19 protein-coding genes are annotated in these 18,024 nt (G+C 67.3%); 17 read left to right on the top strand and 2 right to left on the bottom strand.

The features are described from left to right. Nucleotides 1-64: 64 nt before the first annotated feature. The 12 genes from ACIA12_RS21200 to ACIA12_RS21255 all read left to right on the top strand — a co-directional run bounded on the left by ACIA12_RS21200 (nucleotide 65) and on the right by ACIA12_RS21255 (nucleotide 10,172). Nucleotides 65-997 carry a glycoside hydrolase family 16 protein gene (locus tag ACIA12_RS21200; RefSeq protein ID WP_396368737.1) on the top strand — a complete coding sequence of 311 codons (933 nt, stop codon included), beginning with the start codon at nucleotides 65-67 and terminating at the stop codon, nucleotides 995-997. Between the two features lie 343 nt (nucleotides 998-1,340). Then, complete coding sequence (locus tag ACIA12_RS21205) at nucleotides 1,341-1,838, top strand: RNA polymerase sigma factor (protein WP_396368738.1); 498 nt, start codon at nucleotides 1,341-1,343, stop codon at nucleotides 1,836-1,838. After that, on the top strand, nucleotides 1,835-2,554 hold the full coding sequence (locus ACIA12_RS21210) for a hypothetical protein (protein ID WP_396368739.1): 720 nt from the start codon (nucleotides 1,835-1,837) through the stop codon (nucleotides 2,552-2,554). Before ACIA12_RS21205 ends, ACIA12_RS21210 begins: the two co-directional genes overlap by 4 nt. 123 nt (nucleotides 2,555-2,677) lie before the next feature. Continuing rightward, entirely contained in the window at nucleotides 2,678-3,817 is a 1,140-nt protein-coding gene (locus ACIA12_RS21215; protein WP_396368740.1) for an endonuclease, read from the top strand. Between the two features lie 18 nt (nucleotides 3,818-3,835). Next, on the top strand, nucleotides 3,836-4,258 hold the full coding sequence (locus ACIA12_RS21220) for a VOC family protein (RefSeq protein WP_396368741.1): 423 nt from the start codon (nucleotides 3,836-3,838) through the stop codon (nucleotides 4,256-4,258). 455 nt (nucleotides 4,259-4,713) lie between these two features. After that, a complete protein-coding gene (locus tag ACIA12_RS21225) occupies nucleotides 4,714-4,971 on the top strand; it encodes a type II toxin-antitoxin system Phd/YefM family antitoxin (protein WP_396368742.1) in 258 nt (85 codons plus the stop codon). 129 nt (nucleotides 4,972-5,100) lie between these two features. Then, on the top strand, nucleotides 5,101-5,406 hold the full coding sequence (locus ACIA12_RS21230; protein ID WP_396369382.1) for an ArsR/SmtB family transcription factor: 306 nt from the start codon (nucleotides 5,101-5,103) through the stop codon (nucleotides 5,404-5,406). Next, entirely contained in the window at nucleotides 5,403-6,221 is an 819-nt protein-coding gene (locus ACIA12_RS21235; protein ID WP_396368743.1) for a cation diffusion facilitator family transporter, read from the top strand. Before ACIA12_RS21230 ends, ACIA12_RS21235 begins: the two co-directional genes overlap by 4 nt. A 142-nt stretch (nucleotides 6,222-6,363) precedes the next feature. Continuing rightward, on the top strand, nucleotides 6,364-7,419 hold the full coding sequence (locus ACIA12_RS21240; RefSeq protein ID WP_396368744.1) for a hypothetical protein: 1,056 nt from the start codon (nucleotides 6,364-6,366) through the stop codon (nucleotides 7,417-7,419). Then, nucleotides 7,419-8,480 (top strand): hypothetical protein, encoded by a 1,062-nt coding sequence (locus tag ACIA12_RS21245; RefSeq protein ID WP_396368745.1) that lies wholly within the window; start codon nucleotides 7,419-7,421, stop codon nucleotides 8,478-8,480. The genes ACIA12_RS21240 and ACIA12_RS21245 overlap by 1 nt, the downstream gene beginning before the upstream one ends. Before the next feature lie 80 nt (nucleotides 8,481-8,560). After that, on the top strand, nucleotides 8,561-9,391 hold the full coding sequence (locus ACIA12_RS21250) for a siderophore-interacting protein (RefSeq protein WP_396368746.1): 831 nt from the start codon (nucleotides 8,561-8,563) through the stop codon (nucleotides 9,389-9,391). A gap of 64 nt (nucleotides 9,392-9,455) precedes the next feature. After that, a complete protein-coding gene (locus ACIA12_RS21255; RefSeq protein ID WP_396368747.1) occupies nucleotides 9,456-10,172 on the top strand; it encodes an NADPH-dependent F420 reductase in 717 nt (238 codons plus the stop codon). Nucleotides 10,173-10,211: 39 nt separating this feature from the next. Here ACIA12_RS21255 and ACIA12_RS21260 read toward each other — a convergent pair whose 3' ends face one another. Beyond that, nucleotides 10,212-10,964, bottom strand: a complete 753-nt coding sequence (locus tag ACIA12_RS21260) for a hypothetical protein (protein WP_396368748.1) — start codon at nucleotides 10,962-10,964, stop codon at nucleotides 10,212-10,214. Between the two features lie 47 nt (nucleotides 10,965-11,011). Between ACIA12_RS21260 and ACIA12_RS21265 the strand changes: the two genes are divergently transcribed. The 5 genes from ACIA12_RS21265 to ACIA12_RS21285 all read left to right on the top strand — a co-directional run bounded on the left by ACIA12_RS21265 (nucleotide 11,012) and on the right by ACIA12_RS21285 (nucleotide 16,575). Then, the gene (locus tag ACIA12_RS21265; protein WP_396368749.1) at nucleotides 11,012-11,923 is read left to right on the top strand and encodes an aminoglycoside phosphotransferase family protein; all 912 of its coding nucleotides are present in this window, start codon (nucleotides 11,012-11,014) and stop codon (nucleotides 11,921-11,923) included. 18 nt (nucleotides 11,924-11,941) lie between these two features. Continuing rightward, nucleotides 11,942-12,400 carry a group II truncated hemoglobin gene (locus tag ACIA12_RS21270; protein WP_396368750.1) on the top strand — a complete coding sequence of 153 codons (459 nt, stop codon included), beginning with the start codon at nucleotides 11,942-11,944 and terminating at the stop codon, nucleotides 12,398-12,400. Between the two features lie 170 nt (nucleotides 12,401-12,570). Next, the gene (locus ACIA12_RS21275) at nucleotides 12,571-13,653 is read left to right on the top strand and encodes a glycine betaine/L-proline ABC transporter ATP-binding protein (protein ID WP_396368751.1); all 1,083 of its coding nucleotides are present in this window, start codon (nucleotides 12,571-12,573) and stop codon (nucleotides 13,651-13,653) included. 55 nt (nucleotides 13,654-13,708) lie between these two features. After that, nucleotides 13,709-15,616: an ABC transporter permease subunit gene (locus tag ACIA12_RS21280; protein WP_396368752.1), complete on the top strand. Its 1,908-nt coding sequence runs from the start codon at nucleotides 13,709-13,711 to the stop codon at nucleotides 15,614-15,616. Beyond that, on the top strand, nucleotides 15,613-16,575 hold the full coding sequence (locus tag ACIA12_RS21285) for an ABC transporter substrate-binding protein (protein ID WP_396368753.1): 963 nt from the start codon (nucleotides 15,613-15,615) through the stop codon (nucleotides 16,573-16,575). The genes ACIA12_RS21280 and ACIA12_RS21285 overlap by 4 nt, the downstream gene beginning before the upstream one ends. Before the next feature lie 35 nt (nucleotides 16,576-16,610). Here the strand turns inward: ACIA12_RS21285 and ACIA12_RS21290 are convergent, their stop codons facing one another. Continuing rightward, the gene (locus ACIA12_RS21290) at nucleotides 16,611-17,927 is read right to left on the bottom strand and encodes an FAD-binding protein (protein WP_396368754.1); all 1,317 of its coding nucleotides are present in this window, start codon (nucleotides 17,925-17,927) and stop codon (nucleotides 16,611-16,613) included. Nucleotides 17,928-18,024: the final 97 nt, after the last annotated feature.

Raw genomic sequence — 18,024 nt, forward strand, 5'->3', positions numbered from 1 at the left:
TTGACCACTTGGATAGACCAGTTTAAGAGCAGATCTCCGCCCCGAGACGAAGGTGTGTGAACCCATGGCTCGATCACGCAAGCTCCGCATCACCGCCACAGCCGTCGTACTGGCCGCTCTGGCTGCCGCTGGTGCCAACACCACGGCCATTGCCCGCACCAGCCCTGAGAAAGTCGCCGCTTGTGGCGCGTTCTTCGACGACTTCAACTACAGCTCCCGGACCGACCCGAACTTCACCGGCCACGACTGGAGTGTCCGGACCGGCGGAGGCGGCCCGGGCATCGAGGGCACCTGGACCGCCAGCAACGTGACCTTCCCGGTCGTGGACGGGCAGAAGTCCTTGCAGCTTCGCGCCGCGACCAACGGCACGGTCGCCGGAACCACTCAATCGCAGGTGCAGCAGAACCAGGAGCGCTTCTTCGAAGGCACGTACGCGACCCGGTTCAAGTTCAGCGACACCCCGGCCAGCGGCGCCGATGGCGATCACGTCAACCAGACCTTCTACACGATCTCGCCGCTGGACTACGACTGGGAGCCGACGTACAGCGAGCTCGACATCTCGGAGTACCTGCCGAACGGTGGCTGGGGCGAGGCCGGTCCGGTCGACTTCATCACCAGCTGGAACACGTACCAGGCCGACCCGTTCGACGGCTGGCGGATCAGCGCCGCGCGTCGCTTCAGCCACGCCGGCTGGCACACGCTGGTCGCCACGGTCGGCGGTGGCCACGTGAAGTACTACATCGACGGCAGCCTCGCCGCTGACCACACCACCGATGGCAACGGCCACTCGGTCTACCCGCGGCGGCCGATGACGCTCAACTACAACGAGTGGTTCATCGACCTGGACGGGCACAGCGGCAGTACCAGCGCCTACGTGCAGTCGGCTGACTGGGTTTACTACGCGAAGAACGAAGTACTGTCCCCGTCGACGGCCACCGCTCGGGTGAACTCCTATCGCTCCGCCGGGCAGACGCACGCGGACACGATCAGCTGCTGAAACAGTGACCCGTCAGTACCGTGAGACGGCCTCCACGATCCATGGACTTTCGGTTCCGGACTGAGTACGGTCCGTAGCGGCGTCCGCACCACGCCACCGTTGTGAGAAGGGCCTTCGTGGTCCTCCTCTCTACAGACGGTGAGGTGCCACCCGCCAGTGGTGCCTCACTGGTGGATGGGCAAGCAGCCCGTGGCAGCAGCCACGAGCTGATGGGGGCCCGTACACCTAGGTGGGGCGGTGAGCGCGAGCGCTCCCGTCCCACCGACTCAAATCTTCTGGGCTCACCCCCCAACGCCGCACCGCACCTGTTCGTCTTGATGATTGACAGGGAAAGGTGGTGCGCATGGCTGACTGGGAATCCGCGTTCGGCGAGTTGCTGCAGGCTCGTGGTGGCGCGTTGCGTTCCTACGCCTATCTGCTGACCGGCGACACCGCGAGCGCGGGCGATCTGGTCCAGGATGCGTTGTTGCGGGTCTTCAGCCGGCTCCGGGTCGGCAATGACGTGGCGCAACTCGAGGGGTACGTCCGCCGGGCGATCCTCAACCAGTACGTCGATGGCCGGCGGCGGGCCAAGCTGTGGCGGCAAGCCCAGCACCTGCTGGTGAATCCGCCGGTGCACGAAGACGCGGACATCGGGATCGCCGACGAGGTACGACGAGCGTTGTCGACACTCTCGCCCAAACAGCGAGCCTGCGTCGTCCTGCGCTACTACGAGGACCTGACCGTCCAAGACATCGCGGACCAGCTCGGCTGCTCCGAAGGCACCGTCAAGCGCCACCTGTCCGACGCCCGGACGAAGCTGGCCAGCCAGCTCGGCACGACCGAGGAGAGCATGAGATGACCTCCCGAGACTTGAAAGACCTACTCCAGACGATGGCCTCGGACGGTACCGACCGGGTGCCCGTCGACGAACAGACCTTGATCCCCCGGATCCGCTCCCGCCGCCGCCGTCGCGCCGGCCTGGCAGCAGCCGTCGCCGCGTCGACCGCTGTGGTGATCGCGGCAGGGGCGTACGCAGTACTGCCTGGTAGTGGTGGTGGTGATGAGCAGCCGGTTGCCGCTCCGCCTCAGCCGACCATCACGATCAAGCCTGGCCAGGTGCAGCCGGTGCTGGCCTGCGGGGCCAAGTTCTCCGCACCGCTCGCGGGCGATCCGTCGATGAAGCTCGAGGTGACGCAGCAGGTCGTCACCCGCGACGACCGGGGTGGTGCCGGACCGATCAGCGTCCAGCTGACCAACACGACCGGCAAACCCCTGGACCTGTTCGACACCCCTGGCGGGCCGTCGATCTTCGTGGTCAAGGACGGAGTCGTGGTTGCGACTGCGCTCGCGCAGCACACCTCCGGCTACCACTGGAAGTTCGCACCGGGCGAGACCAGGACTCTGAAGACCGCCATGAGCACCACCCAGTGCATTCCTGGCGACCTGCCGGGATCGAAAGAACTGGCTCCAGGTGCTTACCAGATCTATGCGGTGAAGAACTTCATGCAGTACTCCGATGTCCAACTTCCCAAGGTGCCTGCCGCCGGTGGGCCCTGGACGGTCGAGCTGAAGTAGCCGGCGTCGGGAGTTTGCCGGATTGTCGGACAAACTTTGCCGGGGTTTGACGTTCGAACCAGGGGCGGCGGGGGCAGACTGATCTGCGATGCAGTGGTTCCCAACCGCCCCTGGGAGATTGCCGTGCCTGCTCTTCGATTAGTACGTCCTGCTGTGGTGATCGGCGTGCTGTTGGCGTTGGTCGGCTTCGGCATCACCCCGTCGACCGCCGCGACGACGGCCAACCTCACCGTGAGTGCTGCGATCGGGCAGCAGAACGGGTCGGTCGGCACTGTCGTCGGCTATGTGGTCGGGCAGCCGACTGCCGCCAATACGGTGATCCGGAGCGGCTATACCGGCGACACTGCGCTCGCGCTGGCCGATTCGGCTTCGACGACCTCGACCGGGTCGATGCTCTACGTGCAGATCCCGAGCGGCTTCAGGGCGCAGTACGGGCTGAAGACGAACCCGGGATTGCTCGGCGCTCAGATCACGGTCACGGGGACACTGACGCCGTACTTCACGCCGCATGCGGGGTTGAAGGATCCGACGGCGTTCAGTGGTGGTGGCGGTTCTGATCCGGGTGATCCAGGCGATCCTGGCGACTACTACGCGGCCGCCTCCGGCAAGACCGGCGCTGCGCTGAAGTCCGCGCTGCACACGATCATCTCGAGCCAGACCAAGCTCACCTACGAGCAGGTCTGGAACGCTTTGAAGGACACCGACCAGGATCCCGCCAATCCCAACAACGTGATCCTGCTGTACTCCGGTCGCTCGCAGGCCAAGAGCACCAACGGTGGTGGGGTCAACGACTGGAACCGCGAACACGTCTGGGCCAAGTCGCACGGTGACTTCGGTACGGCGACCGGACCGGGGACCGACGTGCACCACCTGCGTCCCGAGGATGTGTCGGTGAACTCGGCACGCGGCAACCTCGACTTCGACAACGGCGGCTCGGCCGTCACCGAGTGCCCGGGATGTACCGCCGATGGCGACTCGTTCGCGCCGCGGGCCGCGGTACGGGGTGATGTCGCGCGGATGATCTTCTACATGGCGGTCCGCTACGAAGGCGGCGACGGCTGGCCGAACCTGGAGCCGAACAACTCGGTGAACAACGGCACCGCGCCGTACATCGGCAAGCTGACGGTGCTGAAGGCCTGGAGCGCCGCCGACCCGCCGGACGCGTTCGAGAAGCGCCGCAACCAGGTCATCTTCGACACCTGGCAGCACAACCGCAACCCGTTCATCGACCACCCCGAATGGGTCAGCTCGATCTGGCCGTAGGTCTGTAGGTTTGACGGCATGAGCCCATCAGTACCGCGCTTCCACCTGGCCATGCCGGTCGACGATCTGGCAGCCGCCGCGGAGTTCTACGGCTCCGTGGTCGGCTGCGAACGCGGCCGCAGCTCCGACACCTGGATCGACTGGAACCTCCGCGGCCACCAGTTCGTGACGCACCTCGCGCCGTCACGCCCGCAAGCGATCCACAACCCGGTGGACGGCCACGACGTCCCCGTCCCCCACTTCGGCCTGATCCTCGAGATCCCCGACTTCCACGCTTTGGCCGACCGCTTCCGAGCCGCCGGCACCCCCTTCGTCATCGAGCCGTACCTCCGCTTCGAAGGCAAACCCGGCGAACAATGGACCATGTTCCTCCACGACCCCGCCGGCAACGCCCTGGAATTCAAAGCCTTCGCCAACGACGCCGACGTCTTCGCCACCTAACCAACCAGCTCTACCGGGCCAGCCGCCGTCGACCGTCCCCCACGCCGGCGCCTCGGTTCGCTCCTTCGTCGCTCCCGCGGCACTGAGCTCCCGCTCACCCCAGGCGCGGGCTCCTTCGTCGCCCACTTGACGAGAGCGAGCCGTCGCCGACCGGTTGATGTTGCGGTACAGCTATCGCCTGAGCAACTGGCGGGCCCGTCGTCGTCGGGCCCGCAGACGTGGCGGGGTAGATGGCGCCTGGCTGAGAGTGGATTGGGCGGCATACTCATGCGACCTCGCACTGCGGCATCGCCTTTGGCCCGGCGCATCGGCGGGCTTGCCGAGCTGACACCGGGTCGGTCTTCTGGCAGGGGCCCAGCATCTGCTGCCTAGCTGCCCCTCTCTGCCCGACGATCTGGCCTCGCCAACTTGCACCGGCCTTCCTAGGCTCAATCCACCAGCGAAAAGGAGACCCGGTGGATACGGTCGGCTTCCAGCAATTACGCCATGGCCTGGGCCGCTACCTCGAGGACGTGAGCCAAGGCCGCAGCTACACGATCACTCGCCACGGCAAGCCCGTCGCTCGACTCGTGCCGATCCAAGCAGCGAGCAACCTGGAGCGCTTGGTTGCCGAGGGCCGAGCCACGGCGCCCAGCCGTCCCAAGCGGCCCGCCCCGATACCGACCCCCGCGGACGGCACGGTGAGCGACCTCATCGACGAGCTAAGACGATGAGCCAACGCCCGGCAACCGGCTGAGTTGCCAGTTCACCAAGCTGAAGGCGACGTCCTGGTTGATACAGCTTTCGGTGAATACAGGGTTTGATGTACTGTTCGGTGGGTGGACACGATCAGTCGTGGTGAGGTGTTGGCTCGGTTTGGGCATGCGTTGTCGGATTCGACCAGGACTCAGGTGATGCTTGCCCTCAGCGAAGGTGCGAGTTATCCGGCTGAGCTGGCTGAGCGGATTGGTGTCAGCCGGCAGTCGCTGTCTAATCACTTGGCTTGCTTGCGCGGCTGCGGGCTCGTTGTGGCGGAGCCTGAAGGTCGCCGGACTCGGTATGAGCTGTCCGACCCCGCGCTCGGCACCGCTCTCGCCCAGCTTCTCAACGTCGTCCTCGCGGTAGATCCCGCCTGCTGCCGCCCCGACGCGACAGGCGAATGCCGATGACCGAAGCCACCAACCCCCCTCCCCAACTCCCCACGATCCCGCCGCCGACGGCGGCCACGCAGGCAGGACGCGAGCCGCGGCTCCTGCCCCTCACCACTCCGCTGTCGACGGCGCTCACCAATCCGGCGTCGACGGCGCAGCCGGCGGAGGTTCCACGGCATGATCCCGAGCAGCGGGCCGTTGCCAGGCGTCGGCGGTTGGGGCGCAGGGCGCAATTGCTGGCCGGGGCGAGCGTTGGGTACAACGTGGTTGAGGCTGGGGTGGCGATCGCCGCAGGCACCGTGTCCGGGTCGGTGGCGTTGGTGGGGTTTGGGTTGGACTCCATCGTCGAGGTGGCCAGCGGGCTGATCATCTTGTGGCAGTTCCGGAGTCCGATGCCGGAGACGCGGGAGCGGCGGGCGCTGCGGCTGATTGCGTTGTCGTTCTTCGGGCTTGCGCTCTACGTGTCGTTCGAATCCGTACGGTCCCTGGTCGCCGGTTCGACGCCGGATGCGTCCAGCGTCGGGATCGGCTTGGCGATCGCGTCGCTGATCGTCATGCCGGTGCTGTCGGCCGCGCAACGGCGTACGGGCAAAGCGTTGCAGTCCAACTCGGTAGTTGCCGATGGCACCCAAACACTGTTGTGCACGTACTTGTCGGCGGTGCTCCTGGTCGGTCTCCTGCTCAACGCGACGCTCGGCTGGTCCTGGGCGGACCCGATCGCCGGCCTCGTCATCGCCGCGATCGCGCTGCGCGAAGGAGTCCAAGCCTGGCAGGGCAAAGGCTGTTGCGCTCCCAGCGGCGCAGCTCAGGCATGCACAGACGGTTGCTGCTAGCCGTTGATCCCCTCAGAACACCTGATGCAGCCGGCCGCCGAAAAGTTGCGGTAAATGGCCGGTTAATTCTTTTTCACCAGAAATAGCAAGTATAATTCACCTCACCCTGGGAAGATTCCGTTTCCCGTGTCATTCTGCGGAAATGAACACATTTCGGGTGGCAATAACGGCGGTGCTGGGAATGGTATCGATGCTGTTGCCGGCGCCGGCCACAGCGGTGTCCAGCGCGGCTCAAGCGCCCGACCCGAAGCTGACCGTCACCGACGTCGGTCTCGGCCGCGCGACGGTCGCCGTCTCCGGCCTCAACCGGGTCGCCGTGCCGGTCACGGTCAAGGCGGGCTACAACTCCGACGACCCGCTGGCTCAGAACACCCGGCTCAGCGTGCTCCTGAAGCGGACCGCGGGAGTCGGCGCGGTCTCGCTGATGATCGCCGGTCAACTGACCCGCACCGCCGGAACGCTGAAGAACGGCACCTGGACCGGCACGGTCGACGTGCCCTCGACAGCGAACGGGACCTTCACGGTGTTCGGCGTGCTCCCCGGCGAAACCCTTGACGGCAGCGGGCCCACCGAGACGCTCTTCAACGGGCCGAGCATCGCGGTCACCGGGCTGCACCAGCCGAAGATCGGTGTCTCGGTGATCCCGAGAGTGGTGCCGTTCGGCTCGGGCTTCCAGGTGAAGGCAGCCATCTACGACTCCGCCACCGGCAAGCCCTACGGCAACCGGATCCTGCTCCAGATCCAGAACGACAACCTGTGTGTCGAGTACGACGCCGGCTCGAAGTACACCGATGCCGCCGGCATCCTGGTGGCCAGCTTCCCGGCGGCCGCCGCTGACTTCCTGACCTGTGTCCGGGTGCGGGGAAAGGACTTCGACACCCTGTGGCGCGGCTGGTTCGAACTCCGGCCCGGCATCGTCAGCGCCACCCCGTCGAAGACCAGCGCCAAGGTCGGCACGATCGTGCCGGTCAACGGCTCGGTGCGTGGTACGCCGGCCGGCTGCCCGGTCGTCCTGCAGCGCCTGTACGCCGGATCGCAGTGGCGCGGCGTCAGTACCGGAAAGGTCCGCAGCAGCGGCCGCTTCACCGTCAACGCTCAACCCCCGTATGCCGGAAACGTCAGCTACCGGGTGTCATTGCCGACCTGCGACAGATTTCAGGCCGGTGTCAGCAAGACCTTCGTCATCAGGGGAATCTAATGCGCAGTCGAAGAATTCAGGTGGTGATCGCGGCGCTGGCCGTGATCGGATCCACCATGGTCGCGACACCCGCGGCCCAAGCGATGCCTCCGGACCCGGACCTGTCCGTCACCAGCGTCACGCTGGGCCGGACATCGGTCGCGGTCTCGGGAATGAACCTGTACCCGGTACCAGTGACGCTCAAGGCCAGTTATCCGCCCAGTAGCCCGCCGGACGCCCACAAGGTGCTCAGTGTCGTCCTCAGGCGCTCGGGCGGTGTCGGGCCGATCAACCTGATCGTCGCCGGCGACCTGGTGCGGACCGTCGGTACGGCGCAGAACGGCACCTGGACGGGCAGTCTCAAGGTCCCGTCGACGGCCAACGGAACCTTCAAGGTCAGCGGAGTGGTCGAGTTCGACAGCTACACCGGCGACGACGGCAGCAAGCCGGGCCCGACGCCGTTCGACGGGCCGAGCATCGCGATCCGTGGCGTCCACATCCCGAAGATCGGTGTGTCGGTTGTCCCCCGAGTGGTGCCCTTCAACGCGGCGTACCAGGTCAGGGCGGCCATCTACGACTCAGCGACCGGCAAGGCCTACGGCACCCGCATCCTGCTGCAGGTCGTCCGGAGCAACCTCTGCGCCGAGTACGACGCCGGATCCAGGTACACCAACACGGCCGGGCTGCTCGTGACGAACTTCGCGGGGGTCGGCGGAGACGTCAACCACTGTGTCCGCGTCCGCGGGAAGTACGTGGACCAACTGGCCTTCCACTTCTACCCGCTCCGGCCGGGCGTCGTGTCTGCCGCGCCGGTGAAGACGAGTGCACCCGTCGGCGAGGTCGTGCTCGTCAACGGCTCCGTCAAAGGCGGGTACTTCCCGACGCCTCGCCCAGTGACGCTGCAGCGCCTCTACAGCACGGGGTGGCGTGGGGTTAGCAGCGCAACGGTTCGCCAGAGCGGCCGGATCACGCTCGCCGCGCCACCGGCACCCGCTGGGAGCATCACCTACCGGGCGTACCTGCCGACCTTCGGTCACTATCAGGCCGGCGCCAGCAAGACCTTCGTGATCCGCGGGACCTGAGGGCGTTTGGGTGGAGTGAGTTAGCCTGAGTTAGGTATGCCTAACTCATTCCGCCCGACCGTCGAGAGGACCGTACTCGCGTGAGTACCCCCGCACCCCGTAACCGCCGCGCCAAGCTGGGGGTCGTCCTCAGGACCGAGCGCGTCACCCCGCACATGATCAGGGTGGTGCTCAGCTGCGACGACTTCGTCGACAACGGCAGCACCGACCACTACGTGAAGCTCCTCTTCCTGCAGCCCGGAGTCGAGTACCCGGACCCGCTCGACATGGGCGAGGTCCGGGAGAAGCTGCCGTCCGAACAGTGGCCGACCATGCGGACGTACACCGTCCGTTCGTGGGACGACGCCAGCAAGGAGCTGACGATCGACTTCGTCCACCACGGTGACGAGGGTGTCGCCGGTCCGTGGGCCGCGGCGGCTCAGCCTGGTGACAAGCTCTGGTTCAACGGTCCTGGTGGCGGCTATGCGCCGCAGGAGAGCGCGGCCTGGCACCTGCTGGTCGGCGACGAGAGCGCGTTGCCGGCGATCGGCGCTGCCATCGAGGGTCTCCCGGCGGGCGCGCACGCCAAGGTGTTCGTCGAGGTCGAGGACGAGACCGAGGAGCAGAAGTTCAGCGGCTCCGGCGACGTCGAGCTGACCTACCTGCACCGCGCCGGCACGACCGGCGAACGCGGTGACGGCCTGGTCGCGCTGGTCGAGGCGCTGGAGTTCCCGGCGGGCGACGTACAGGTGTTCGTGCACGGCGAGGCCGGCTTCGTACTGCGGTTGCGCAAGCACCTCTTTGCCGAGCGTGGTCTCGCGCGCGACCAGGTCTCGCTGTCCGGGTACTGGCGACTCGGCAAGAACGAGGACGGCTGGCAGGCCGAGAAGGCCGACACCGCCCGCAGGGAACGCGCGGCCGCCGGCAACTGATCAACTGCCGCGCCCGGTACCGACGCCCGGTCGCTCTCGTTGCGAACCGGACGAGTGCGGCCGGATGATTCAGGGCTGCTGCGGTGTTGCGTCTCTGGGGGACAACTTCAGAGGAGCAGACGTGAAGATCGGCATCATCGGCAGCGGCAACATCGGTGGCACCCTGACCAGGCGGCTGAGCGCGCTCGGCCACGACGTCTCGGTGGCGAACTCGCGCGGACCCGAGTCGCTGCGTGATCTCGCCGCGGAGACGGGCGCGACCCCGGTCGCGGTGAGCGAAGCGGCCAACGGCGCCGAGATCGTGATCGTGACGATTCCCGAGGGCAAGGTACCGGCGCTGCCGGCCGGGCTCTTCGACGGTGCGGCCGACGGGTTCGTGGTCGTTGATACAGGCAACTACTACCCGCAGCGCGACGGCCGGATCGCGGGCATCGAGGACGAGGGCCGGACCGAGAGCGGCTGGGTCGCCGAGCAGCTCGGGCAGCCGGTGATCAAGGCCTTCAACAACATCATGGCGCAGCACCTGCTGGAAAAGGGTGTCGCCGCCGGTACGCCGGGCCGGATCGCGCTCCCGGTCGCCGGGGACGACCAGCAGGCGAAGGAGAAGGTGTTCCGCCTGATCGACGAACTCGGCTTCGACGCCGTCGACACCGGCACCCTCGCCGACTCCTGGCGCCAGCAGCCAGGCTCCCCGGTCTACGTAGCCGACGCCGACGCCGAAGCAACCCGCAAACTCCTAACCGAAGCCACCCCCACCCGCCCAGAAACCTTCAAAGGCTGACCCGGCACCGCCGCGGTCAGAGCGTGCGGGCGGCGGTGGTTAGTGGGTGCGGGCGGTGGCTATGCGGCGTTCGAGGATCTCGGCGATGGCCGGGGCCTCGTTCTGCGGTAGTACCCAGTCCTCGCCCTGCGCTTGCAGGATGAGTGCGGGGCCGGGGCTGCTCGCGGGTGCCAGCTTCATCGCCACCGGATACTTGAGCCGCTCGGAGCCCGACAGCGTCACCGCGTGCACACCCGTCACAGCGGTGAGTGGGTAGGACTTCTCCCGTACGGTGCTCTGGCCGTCGACGGTCTGCAGCACCATCTGCTCGTGCAGCGTGACCCGCTCGGCGTCGACGGACAGCCGCAGCCGGGTCAGCCCGCGCATCCGGAAGCTCAGCTCGTACTCCGAATCCGCCAGCTCCGCAATCGCAGGCATCATCAGAACGCGGAAGCCGTAGCGCCCGAAACCCGAACCGACGATGGTGCCGACGATCGTGATCGGCAGGGCCCACAGCGCCAGCGAGCCGGCGCTGAGCACATCCGCTTCGAACGCGCTGAACAGCGCCGTCACCCCACCGACCAGGGACCCGGCCCGCGGCCAGCGGACAGGCATGTAGCGGCTCTTCCCCCGACGCCACCACCCGGCAGCCAGGACGGCGAGCGGAACCAGCGCGGCCGCCCACTTCACCGCGCCGCCGTCGACGGTCGCCGTGATCCACAGGACCAGCCCCAGGAAGATCACCGGGATGCCGACGTAGGTGAACGACACGACCCGCTGCGCCTGCCGATGTCTTGCTTCCAGTGAGTTCACCGGAAAACCCAAGCACACCGAGCGCCCGCCGCCTAAAGTTGCCGGGGATGACCGCGCTCTTCGAAGTACCGGCCCCGCTCTTCAAGACACTCTCCGACCAGCTGCCGTGGCTCGCCGCCGTGCCCGCGCTGGCCGCGGAGTACCTCGATCGGTGGCAGTTGCGCCTCGACGGCAAGCCGCTGCACGGGATGGCCTCGGTAGTCCTGCCTGTGGTCCGGGCAGCCGACGGAACCCGCGCGATGCTGAAGCTCCAGCCCTTCACCGACGAGAACAAGGGTGAGGCTCTCGGGCTCAAGGCCTGGAGCACGGACGACGTCGTCGAGGTGCTCGACGACGACCCGGCGACCGCCACGATCCTGCTGGAGCGACTCGAATCACGCTCGCTCGACGACCTCCCCGACGACACCGAGGCGACGAAGATCCTGGCCGAGCTGCTCGCCCGGCTGTCCGCAGTACCGGCTCCGCCCGGCCTGCGCCGACTGGAGGACATCGTCACCGAGATGCTGACCGGCGCGCCCGAGCTGATCCCACGCCTGGCCGACCCGGACCAACAGTCCCTCCTACGCCGGTACGCCGCACAGGCGGCCGAATTGATGCAGGAGCCAGGCGACCGGCTCCTCCACTGGGACCTGCACTACGAGAACGTGCTCGCCGCCCAGCGCAAACCGTGGCTGGTGATCGACCCGAAGCCGCTGGCCGGCGATCCGGGATTCGAGTTGCTGCCGGCGCTGCACAACCGCTGGGACGATCTCGTCGCCACCGGCGAGCTGCACCGAGCGATCCGCCGCCGTTTCGACCTGCTGCTCGACGTCACCGGCATCGACCGCGAGCGTGCGGTCGGCTGGACGATGGTCCGGATCCTGCAGAACGCGCTCTGGGACCTCGACGGCCCTGAGGACGAGCGCGAGGACGAGATCGATCCGCACCAGCTGGAAATCGCCCGCGCGTTGACCCGCTGAAGATGCTTACATGATTACATGACAACACCGACGGTATACGAGTGGGCGGGGGGCGCCGAGGCGTTCCGCCGGCTGACCGACGTGTTCTACGACGAGGTGGCGAAGGACCCGATCCTCGCGCCGGTCTTCGCGCACATGAGCGACCAGCACAAGGAGCACGTCGCGATCTGGCTCGGCGAGGTGTTCGGCGGCCCGAGCCGGTACACCGACGAGCTCGGCGGCTATCCCGCGATGCTGGGCCATCACCTGAATCTCGGCCTGACGGAGGAGCAGCGCTCCCGCTGGGCTGCCCTGATCGCCGCCAGCGCTGACCCGGCCGGCCTCCCCGCCGACCCGGAGTTCCGCTCGGCCTTCGTCGCGTACGTCGAGTGGGGCACCCGCCTGGCCCTGGCCAACTCGCAGCCAGGCGCCACCCCACCACCGAAGGCCCCGGTTCCGCGCTGGGGCTGGGGCGAAGCACCGCCGTACCAGCCCTGATGTTGTGACATAACCGGTGCCACCGGAGGCTTTTGGCGCAGTGGAGCAGGGGTAAGACCTGGTAAAGGTTGAAGTGTCAGACACCCGTCGGGGGAAACCGGGAACCAGGGCTTCGATATTGTCGGCGGTTCACGACGAACCCGGTGGCCGGGATGCGAGGGTGAACCATAGTGACCGCTCAGCTCGAGTACCCCGACTTGCAAGACAGCGAGGCGATGCTGTCGATCCAGGGTCTGTGGAAGGTGTTCGGGCCGAAGGCGGCCCGGGTCCCCCGCCGGCCGGAGCTGGCGGCGCTCAGTCGCGCCCAGCTGCTGGACCAGACCGGCTGTACGGCGGCCGTCCGCGACCTGAGCTTCGACGTCGCCCCTGGTGAGGTGTTCGTCGTGATGGGCCTGTCGGGTTCCGGCAAGTCGACGCTCGTCCGCTGCCTCACCCGGCTGATCGAGCCGACCGCCGGCAGCATCTTCTTCGAGGGCGAGGACCTGCGCGCCGCCGACGAGAAGCGGCTGCGGACGCTGCGCCGGAGCAAGTTCTCGATGGTCTTCCAGCACTTCGGGCTGTTGCCGCACCGCAAGGTGATCGACAACGTCTCGTACGGGCTGGAGGTCCGCGGCGAGAGCAAGCCGGACCGCAAGCGCCGGGCCCAGGAGGTCATCGACCTGGTCGGCCTGCGCGGCAACGAGAACCTGTACCCCGAACAGCTCTCCGGCGGCATGCAGCAGCGCGTGGGCCTGGCTCGCGCGCTCGCCTGCGATCCGGATGTCCTGCTCTTCGACGAGCCGTTCTCCGCCCTCGACCCGCTGATCCGTCGGGAAATGCAGACCGAGGTCGTTCGGCTGCACCGTGAGGTCGGCAAGACGATGGTCTTCATCACCCACGACCTGAACGAGGCGCTCAAGCTCGGCGACCGGATCCTGCTGATGCGCGACGGCGAAGCGGTCCAGCTCGGCACCGGCGACGAGCTCGTCGGAGCGCCGGCCGACGACTACGTGCGCGACTTCGTCCGGGACATCCCGCGGGCCGACGTCCTCACTCTGCGCTGGATCGTCCGCCAGCCGCGCCCCAACGAGGAGCTGTCCGGGCTGGAGCTCGGCCCGGACGTCCTGGTCCGCGAGGCAACCCGCCAGGTGCTCGAGTCCTCGCTGCCGGTCAAGGTGGTCGCCGACGGGCAGTTGCTCGGCGTGATCGGCGACGAGGAGATCCTGACCGTCGTCGCGGACCGGGAAACTTACTCTTCCACCGCGCGCGCCTGACATGGCCTCCATCACCGGCTCGGTTCAGATCGAGGCCAAGCGTCCCCGGCGGTCTGTGATCGTAGGGGTGCTGCTGGTTGCCTGGGTCGCCGCGTGGTTCGTGCTCAAGGGCGTCAACACGCTCGCGCTCGGCGGCCAGGAGACGACCGGGCTGCACCGGTGGCTGACCGAGCACCGCGACTTCATGGGCAGCGGCAACGCGGTCCTCGACGGGATCCGGGTCGCCGTCGACCAGTTGGTCATCCTGCTCCAGGCGGTCATCTCCCAACCGTCGTACGGGCGGCCGGTGCCGGTCATCGGCTGGCTGGGGGTCGTGGCGGTTTCGGCGTACCTGGCCTGGGCCTTCGGCAACTGGAAGGTCGCGCTGCTGACCGCGGGCGGGCTGACCTTCCTCGGGCTGCAGGGGCTGTGGCAGGAGAGCATGGACACGCTCTCGCTGACCATCGCCGCAGTCCTGCTGGCGCTGCTGGTCGGCATCCCGCTCGGTATCTGGGCAGGGCTGTCGAATCGGGTCTTCAAGGTCGCGACGCTGATCCTCGACCTGATGCAGACGCTGCCGACCTTCGTGTACCTCGCGCCGCTGACCCTCTTCTTCGCGATCGGCCCGGCCGCCGCGACGATCGCGACGCTGATCTACGCCGCGCCGCCGGTCGTCCGGCTGACCGCGCACGCGATCCGCTCGGTGCCGCGCGAGAGTGTCGAGGCGGCACGGTCGCTCGGCTCGTCGGGCGGGCAGACGCTGGTGAAGGTGCTGCTGCCGATGTCGCGCAGTACGGTCGTCGTCGGCATCAACCAGACGATCATGGCCGCGCTGTCGATGGTGACGGTGGCCGCGCTGATCGACGCGCCCGGGCTCGGGCAGACGGTGCTGAAGGCGCTCCAGACGCTCGATGTCGGGGTCGCGTTCAACGCCGGCCTGGCGATCGTCGTACTGGCCATCGTGCTCGACCGGGTGACTACCGCGGCCGGCGACCGGCCGTGGCGTACCGCGAGCCTGCGGCGCAAGGTGCTGCTCGGGGTCGGCGCAGCGGCTGTGCTTGTGGCTGTCTGGTTCTCGCGGACCTACGTGTGGGCGGCCGAGTTCCCGGCCGGCGCGAATGTCGGCTCGAAGATCGCCGTCGCCGCGTCTGACGTGACCACTTGGGTGCAGGACGTCTTCGGCGGGTTCACCTATGGCGTGCGGGATGCGGTGACCAAGGGCGTGCTCAACCCGCTCGAAGGGCTGCTCACCGAGTCGCCTTGGTGGCTCGTGGCGGCGGTTGTCGTTGCGCTGGCCGCCTTGCTCGGGAGCTGGCGGGGCGCCGTACCGGCTGCTGTTTGCCTGGGCCTGCTGGTGGCGACCGGGGTGTGGCACGACAGCATGGTCACGCTGGCGTCGGTACTGCTCGCGACCGTTGTGGTCGTCGCCGTCGGGCTGGTGCTCGGGGTGTGGACCGGGCGCAATCACCGGGCGGACAGCTGGCTGCGGCCGGTGCTGGACGCCGGCCAGACGATGCCTCCGTTCGTCTACCTCGTACCTTTCCTGGCACTGTTCGGGACCAGCCGGTTCACCGCGATCGCGGCGGCTGTCGTCTTCGCCGTACCGGTCACCACCAAGATCGTTGCCGACGGCATCCGGGCGGTGCCGGTCGCTACTGTCGAGGCGGCGAACTCGGTCGGGTCGAGCACCTGGCAAGTGATCAGCAAGGTGCAGTTGCCGGTGGCCCGCCGGGCGATCACGCTGGCGGTCAACCAGGGGCTGATCTACGTGCTCTCGATGGTCGTCGTCGGCGGTCTCGTCGGCGCGGGCGCACTCGGGTACGACGTCGCCGCAGGCTTCGCGCAGAGTGAGCTGTACGGCAAGGGACTCGCCGCTGGGCTGGCCATCGTGCTGCTCGGCGTGATGCTCGACCGGATTACGCAGGCTGCGGCCCGGCGTACCCGGAAGTACAAGGGAAGATCTAGAGGAGACAACCTGTGGTGACCAACAAGCTCCGTACTGCTGGAGTGCTTACCGCGCTGGCGCTGGCTCTGACTGCCTGTGGCGGTGCGAAGGTCGGATCCGACAAGCCGGCTGCCGGCAGCAGTGGCAAGGAGTGCGGCACCTTCAACCTGACCGTCAGCCCGTGGGTCGGCTACGAGGCGAACGCGGCCGTCGTCGCGTACGTCGCGACCAAGGACCTCGGCTGCAAGGTGGTGAAGAAGAACCTCAAGGAAGAGATCGCCTGGCAGGGCTTCGGCACCGGCGAGGTCGACGTGAACCTGGAGAACTGGGGTCACGAGGACCTGAAGAAGAAGTACATCGAGACCGCCAAGGTCGCGGTCGAGGCCGGGTCCACCGGGGTCAAAGGCGTGATCGGCTGGTACGTGCCGCCGTGGATGGCGGCCAAGTACCCCGACATCACCGACTCGAAGAACCTGAACAAGTACGCCGACCTGTTCAAGACCTCGGAGTCCGGCGGCAAGGGCCAGCTGCTCGACGGCGACCCGTCGTACGTGACCTACGACGAGGCGCTGGTGAAGAACCTGAACCTGAACTACAAGGTGGTGCAGAGCGGGAGTGAGACCGCGCTGATCCAGGCCTTCCGGGACGCGGAGAAGAACAAGAAGCCGCTGCTCGCCTACTTCTACCAGCCGCAGTGGTTCTTCGACGAGGTCAAGCTGGTGAAGATCAACCTGCCGGCGTACAAGGCCGGTTGTGACAAGGATCCGGCGAAGATCGCCTGCGACTACCCGCCGTACGACCTGGACAAGATCGTCTCGAAGAGGTTCGCCGAGTCGGGCAGCCCGGCCTACGACCTGGTGAAGAACTTCAAGTGGACCAACGACGACCAGAACGTGGTGGCGAAGTACATCGCCGAGGACAAGATGACGCCGGATGCGGCCGCCGAGAAGTGGGTCAAGGACAACCAGTCCAAGGTCGACGCCTGGCTGGGCAAGTAACCCGCCACCCTCCGCCTTCCTTCCTTCCCTTGAGGTCAGAAGATTCCTGGGCCGGGGGTGAGGATGCCGGCCGGGTCGGTTGCCTGCTTGAGCTGTTGAAGGTGGGGCCAGCGGTCGCCGTAGTGGTCGGCCCAGTCGGTCTGGGTGAAGGCGACCGACTCGATCGGGTACCGCGTGCCGCCGAGCGCGCGGGCCCGGTCGTACAGGGCTCTGTTGCGGGCGAGCATCTCGTCGGCGAACTCGGCGCTGGGCGGGCCGGCCGTCATCAGGGTGAAGAGGTAGACCCACTCGCTGTCGTCCTGGGGCAGGCGCAGTGACGGCCGGGTCAGCATGGATTTGCGGTGGGCGTAGAGCAGTACGAAGCCGCCGGTCCCGACGTCCTTCGGGGTCAGTTGCCTGACCACCTCGGTGACGTACTGCTCGACGGCGGTCTCGGGCAGCCAGAGGGTGAGCCACGGCTTGGCCAGGTGTCCCCAGTCGAGGACAGCGTTCAGCTCGTCGACCGCGACGTCGATCCGGGTGACGTGTGGGAGGAAGTCGCTCTCGCTGATCACCGTCTCGGTCGGCGTGAGATCTCGGAGTACGTGCTCGTCATTGGGTGGTTGGGCCTCGGCGTGGAAGGTGAAGGCGTTGAGGTGCTGGACCTCGCCGTGCTCACCCGGCCGCCACCAGTCGCCGTAGATCTCGCTGATCTCGGCGCGCTTGAGCAGCGTCCGGAAATCCCGGAAGAAGTCCTTCACCTCGAGATAGGCGAGTTCATGGCCACGGACCTTCTCCGGAGCCGCTTCCAGGCGCACCTTTGCCTTGGCGATCACTCCGAACTGGCCCAGGCCCGCCAGTACAGCCTCGAACAGTTCTTCGTCCTGTGCCGGTGAACATCGCCGCAGCTCCCCGGTGCCGATGACCACCTCCAGCTCGAGCACGCTGTCGATCTGGGCACCGGACTGGATCGCTGGGGGAACTCCACCCAGCGACAAGGTGCCGCCGAGACTGAGCCCCAGGAATCCGGTGAGCGCCGGTGGGGTCAGGCCGCGGGCGTGTGCCGCGTTGAGGAGCTGCAGCCAGTCGACGCCCGCGTCGACCACCGCGTAGTTCTCACCGATCTCATGGATCGTGTTGAGCGCCGTCATGTCGATCAGTACGCCGTCGGTGAGTCCCTGGCCGTCGGTCGTGTTGGCGAGGCCTCGCGCGGCGACTGGGATGCCTTCTTGTGCGCAACGCTTGACGATTTCCTGGATGTCCTCGACGGAGGCCGGCCGGAGCACGCCTCGAGGCACCTTCGTCCGGTACCTCCCCGCATCCTGCGACACCCGCTCACGGCTGGCTTGGTCGACCAGGTACTCACCCTGCAAGGGGACCTCCGGCGTACAGGTTGAAGGGCGGTTGAGCTTGTTCGGGGCCAGCGGCAATTATCACGCGGCGCGCGAGCAACGCCGACGACACGCCGGA

Origin of the sequence: Kribbella sp. NPDC051620, assembly GCF_044453825.1 — a bacterium.
In the GTDB taxonomy this organism is placed as follows: Bacteria; Actinomycetota; Actinomycetes; order Propionibacteriales; family Kribbellaceae; genus Kribbella.

Bases quoted from the DNA above. Each gene is read 5' to 3' on its own strand.
- ACIA12_RS21200 (WP_396368737.1), top strand. From the start codon at position 65: ATGGCTCGATCACGCAAGCTCCGCATCACCGCCACAGCCGTCGTACTG.
- ACIA12_RS21205 (WP_396368738.1), top strand. From the start codon at position 1,341: ATGGCTGACTGGGAATCCGCGTTCGGCGAGTTGCTGCAGGCTCGTGGT.
- ACIA12_RS21210 (WP_396368739.1), top strand. From the start codon at position 1,835: ATGACCTCCCGAGACTTGAAAGACCTACTCCAGACGATGGCCTCGGAC.
- ACIA12_RS21220 (WP_396368741.1), top strand. From the start codon at position 3,836: ATGAGCCCATCAGTACCGCGCTTCCACCTGGCCATGCCGGTCGACGAT.
- ACIA12_RS21235 (WP_396368743.1), top strand. From the start codon at position 5,403: ATGACCGAAGCCACCAACCCCCCTCCCCAACTCCCCACGATCCCGCCG.
- ACIA12_RS21240 (WP_396368744.1), top strand. From the start codon at position 6,364: ATGAACACATTTCGGGTGGCAATAACGGCGGTGCTGGGAATGGTATCG.
- ACIA12_RS21245 (WP_396368745.1), top strand. From the start codon at position 7,419: ATGCGCAGTCGAAGAATTCAGGTGGTGATCGCGGCGCTGGCCGTGATC.
- ACIA12_RS21255 (WP_396368747.1), top strand. From the start codon at position 9,456: ATGATTCAGGGCTGCTGCGGTGTTGCGTCTCTGGGGGACAACTTCAGA.
- ACIA12_RS21265 (WP_396368749.1), top strand. From the start codon at position 11,012: ATGACCGCGCTCTTCGAAGTACCGGCCCCGCTCTTCAAGACACTCTCC.
- ACIA12_RS21270 (WP_396368750.1), top strand. From the start codon at position 11,942: ATGACAACACCGACGGTATACGAGTGGGCGGGGGGCGCCGAGGCGTTC.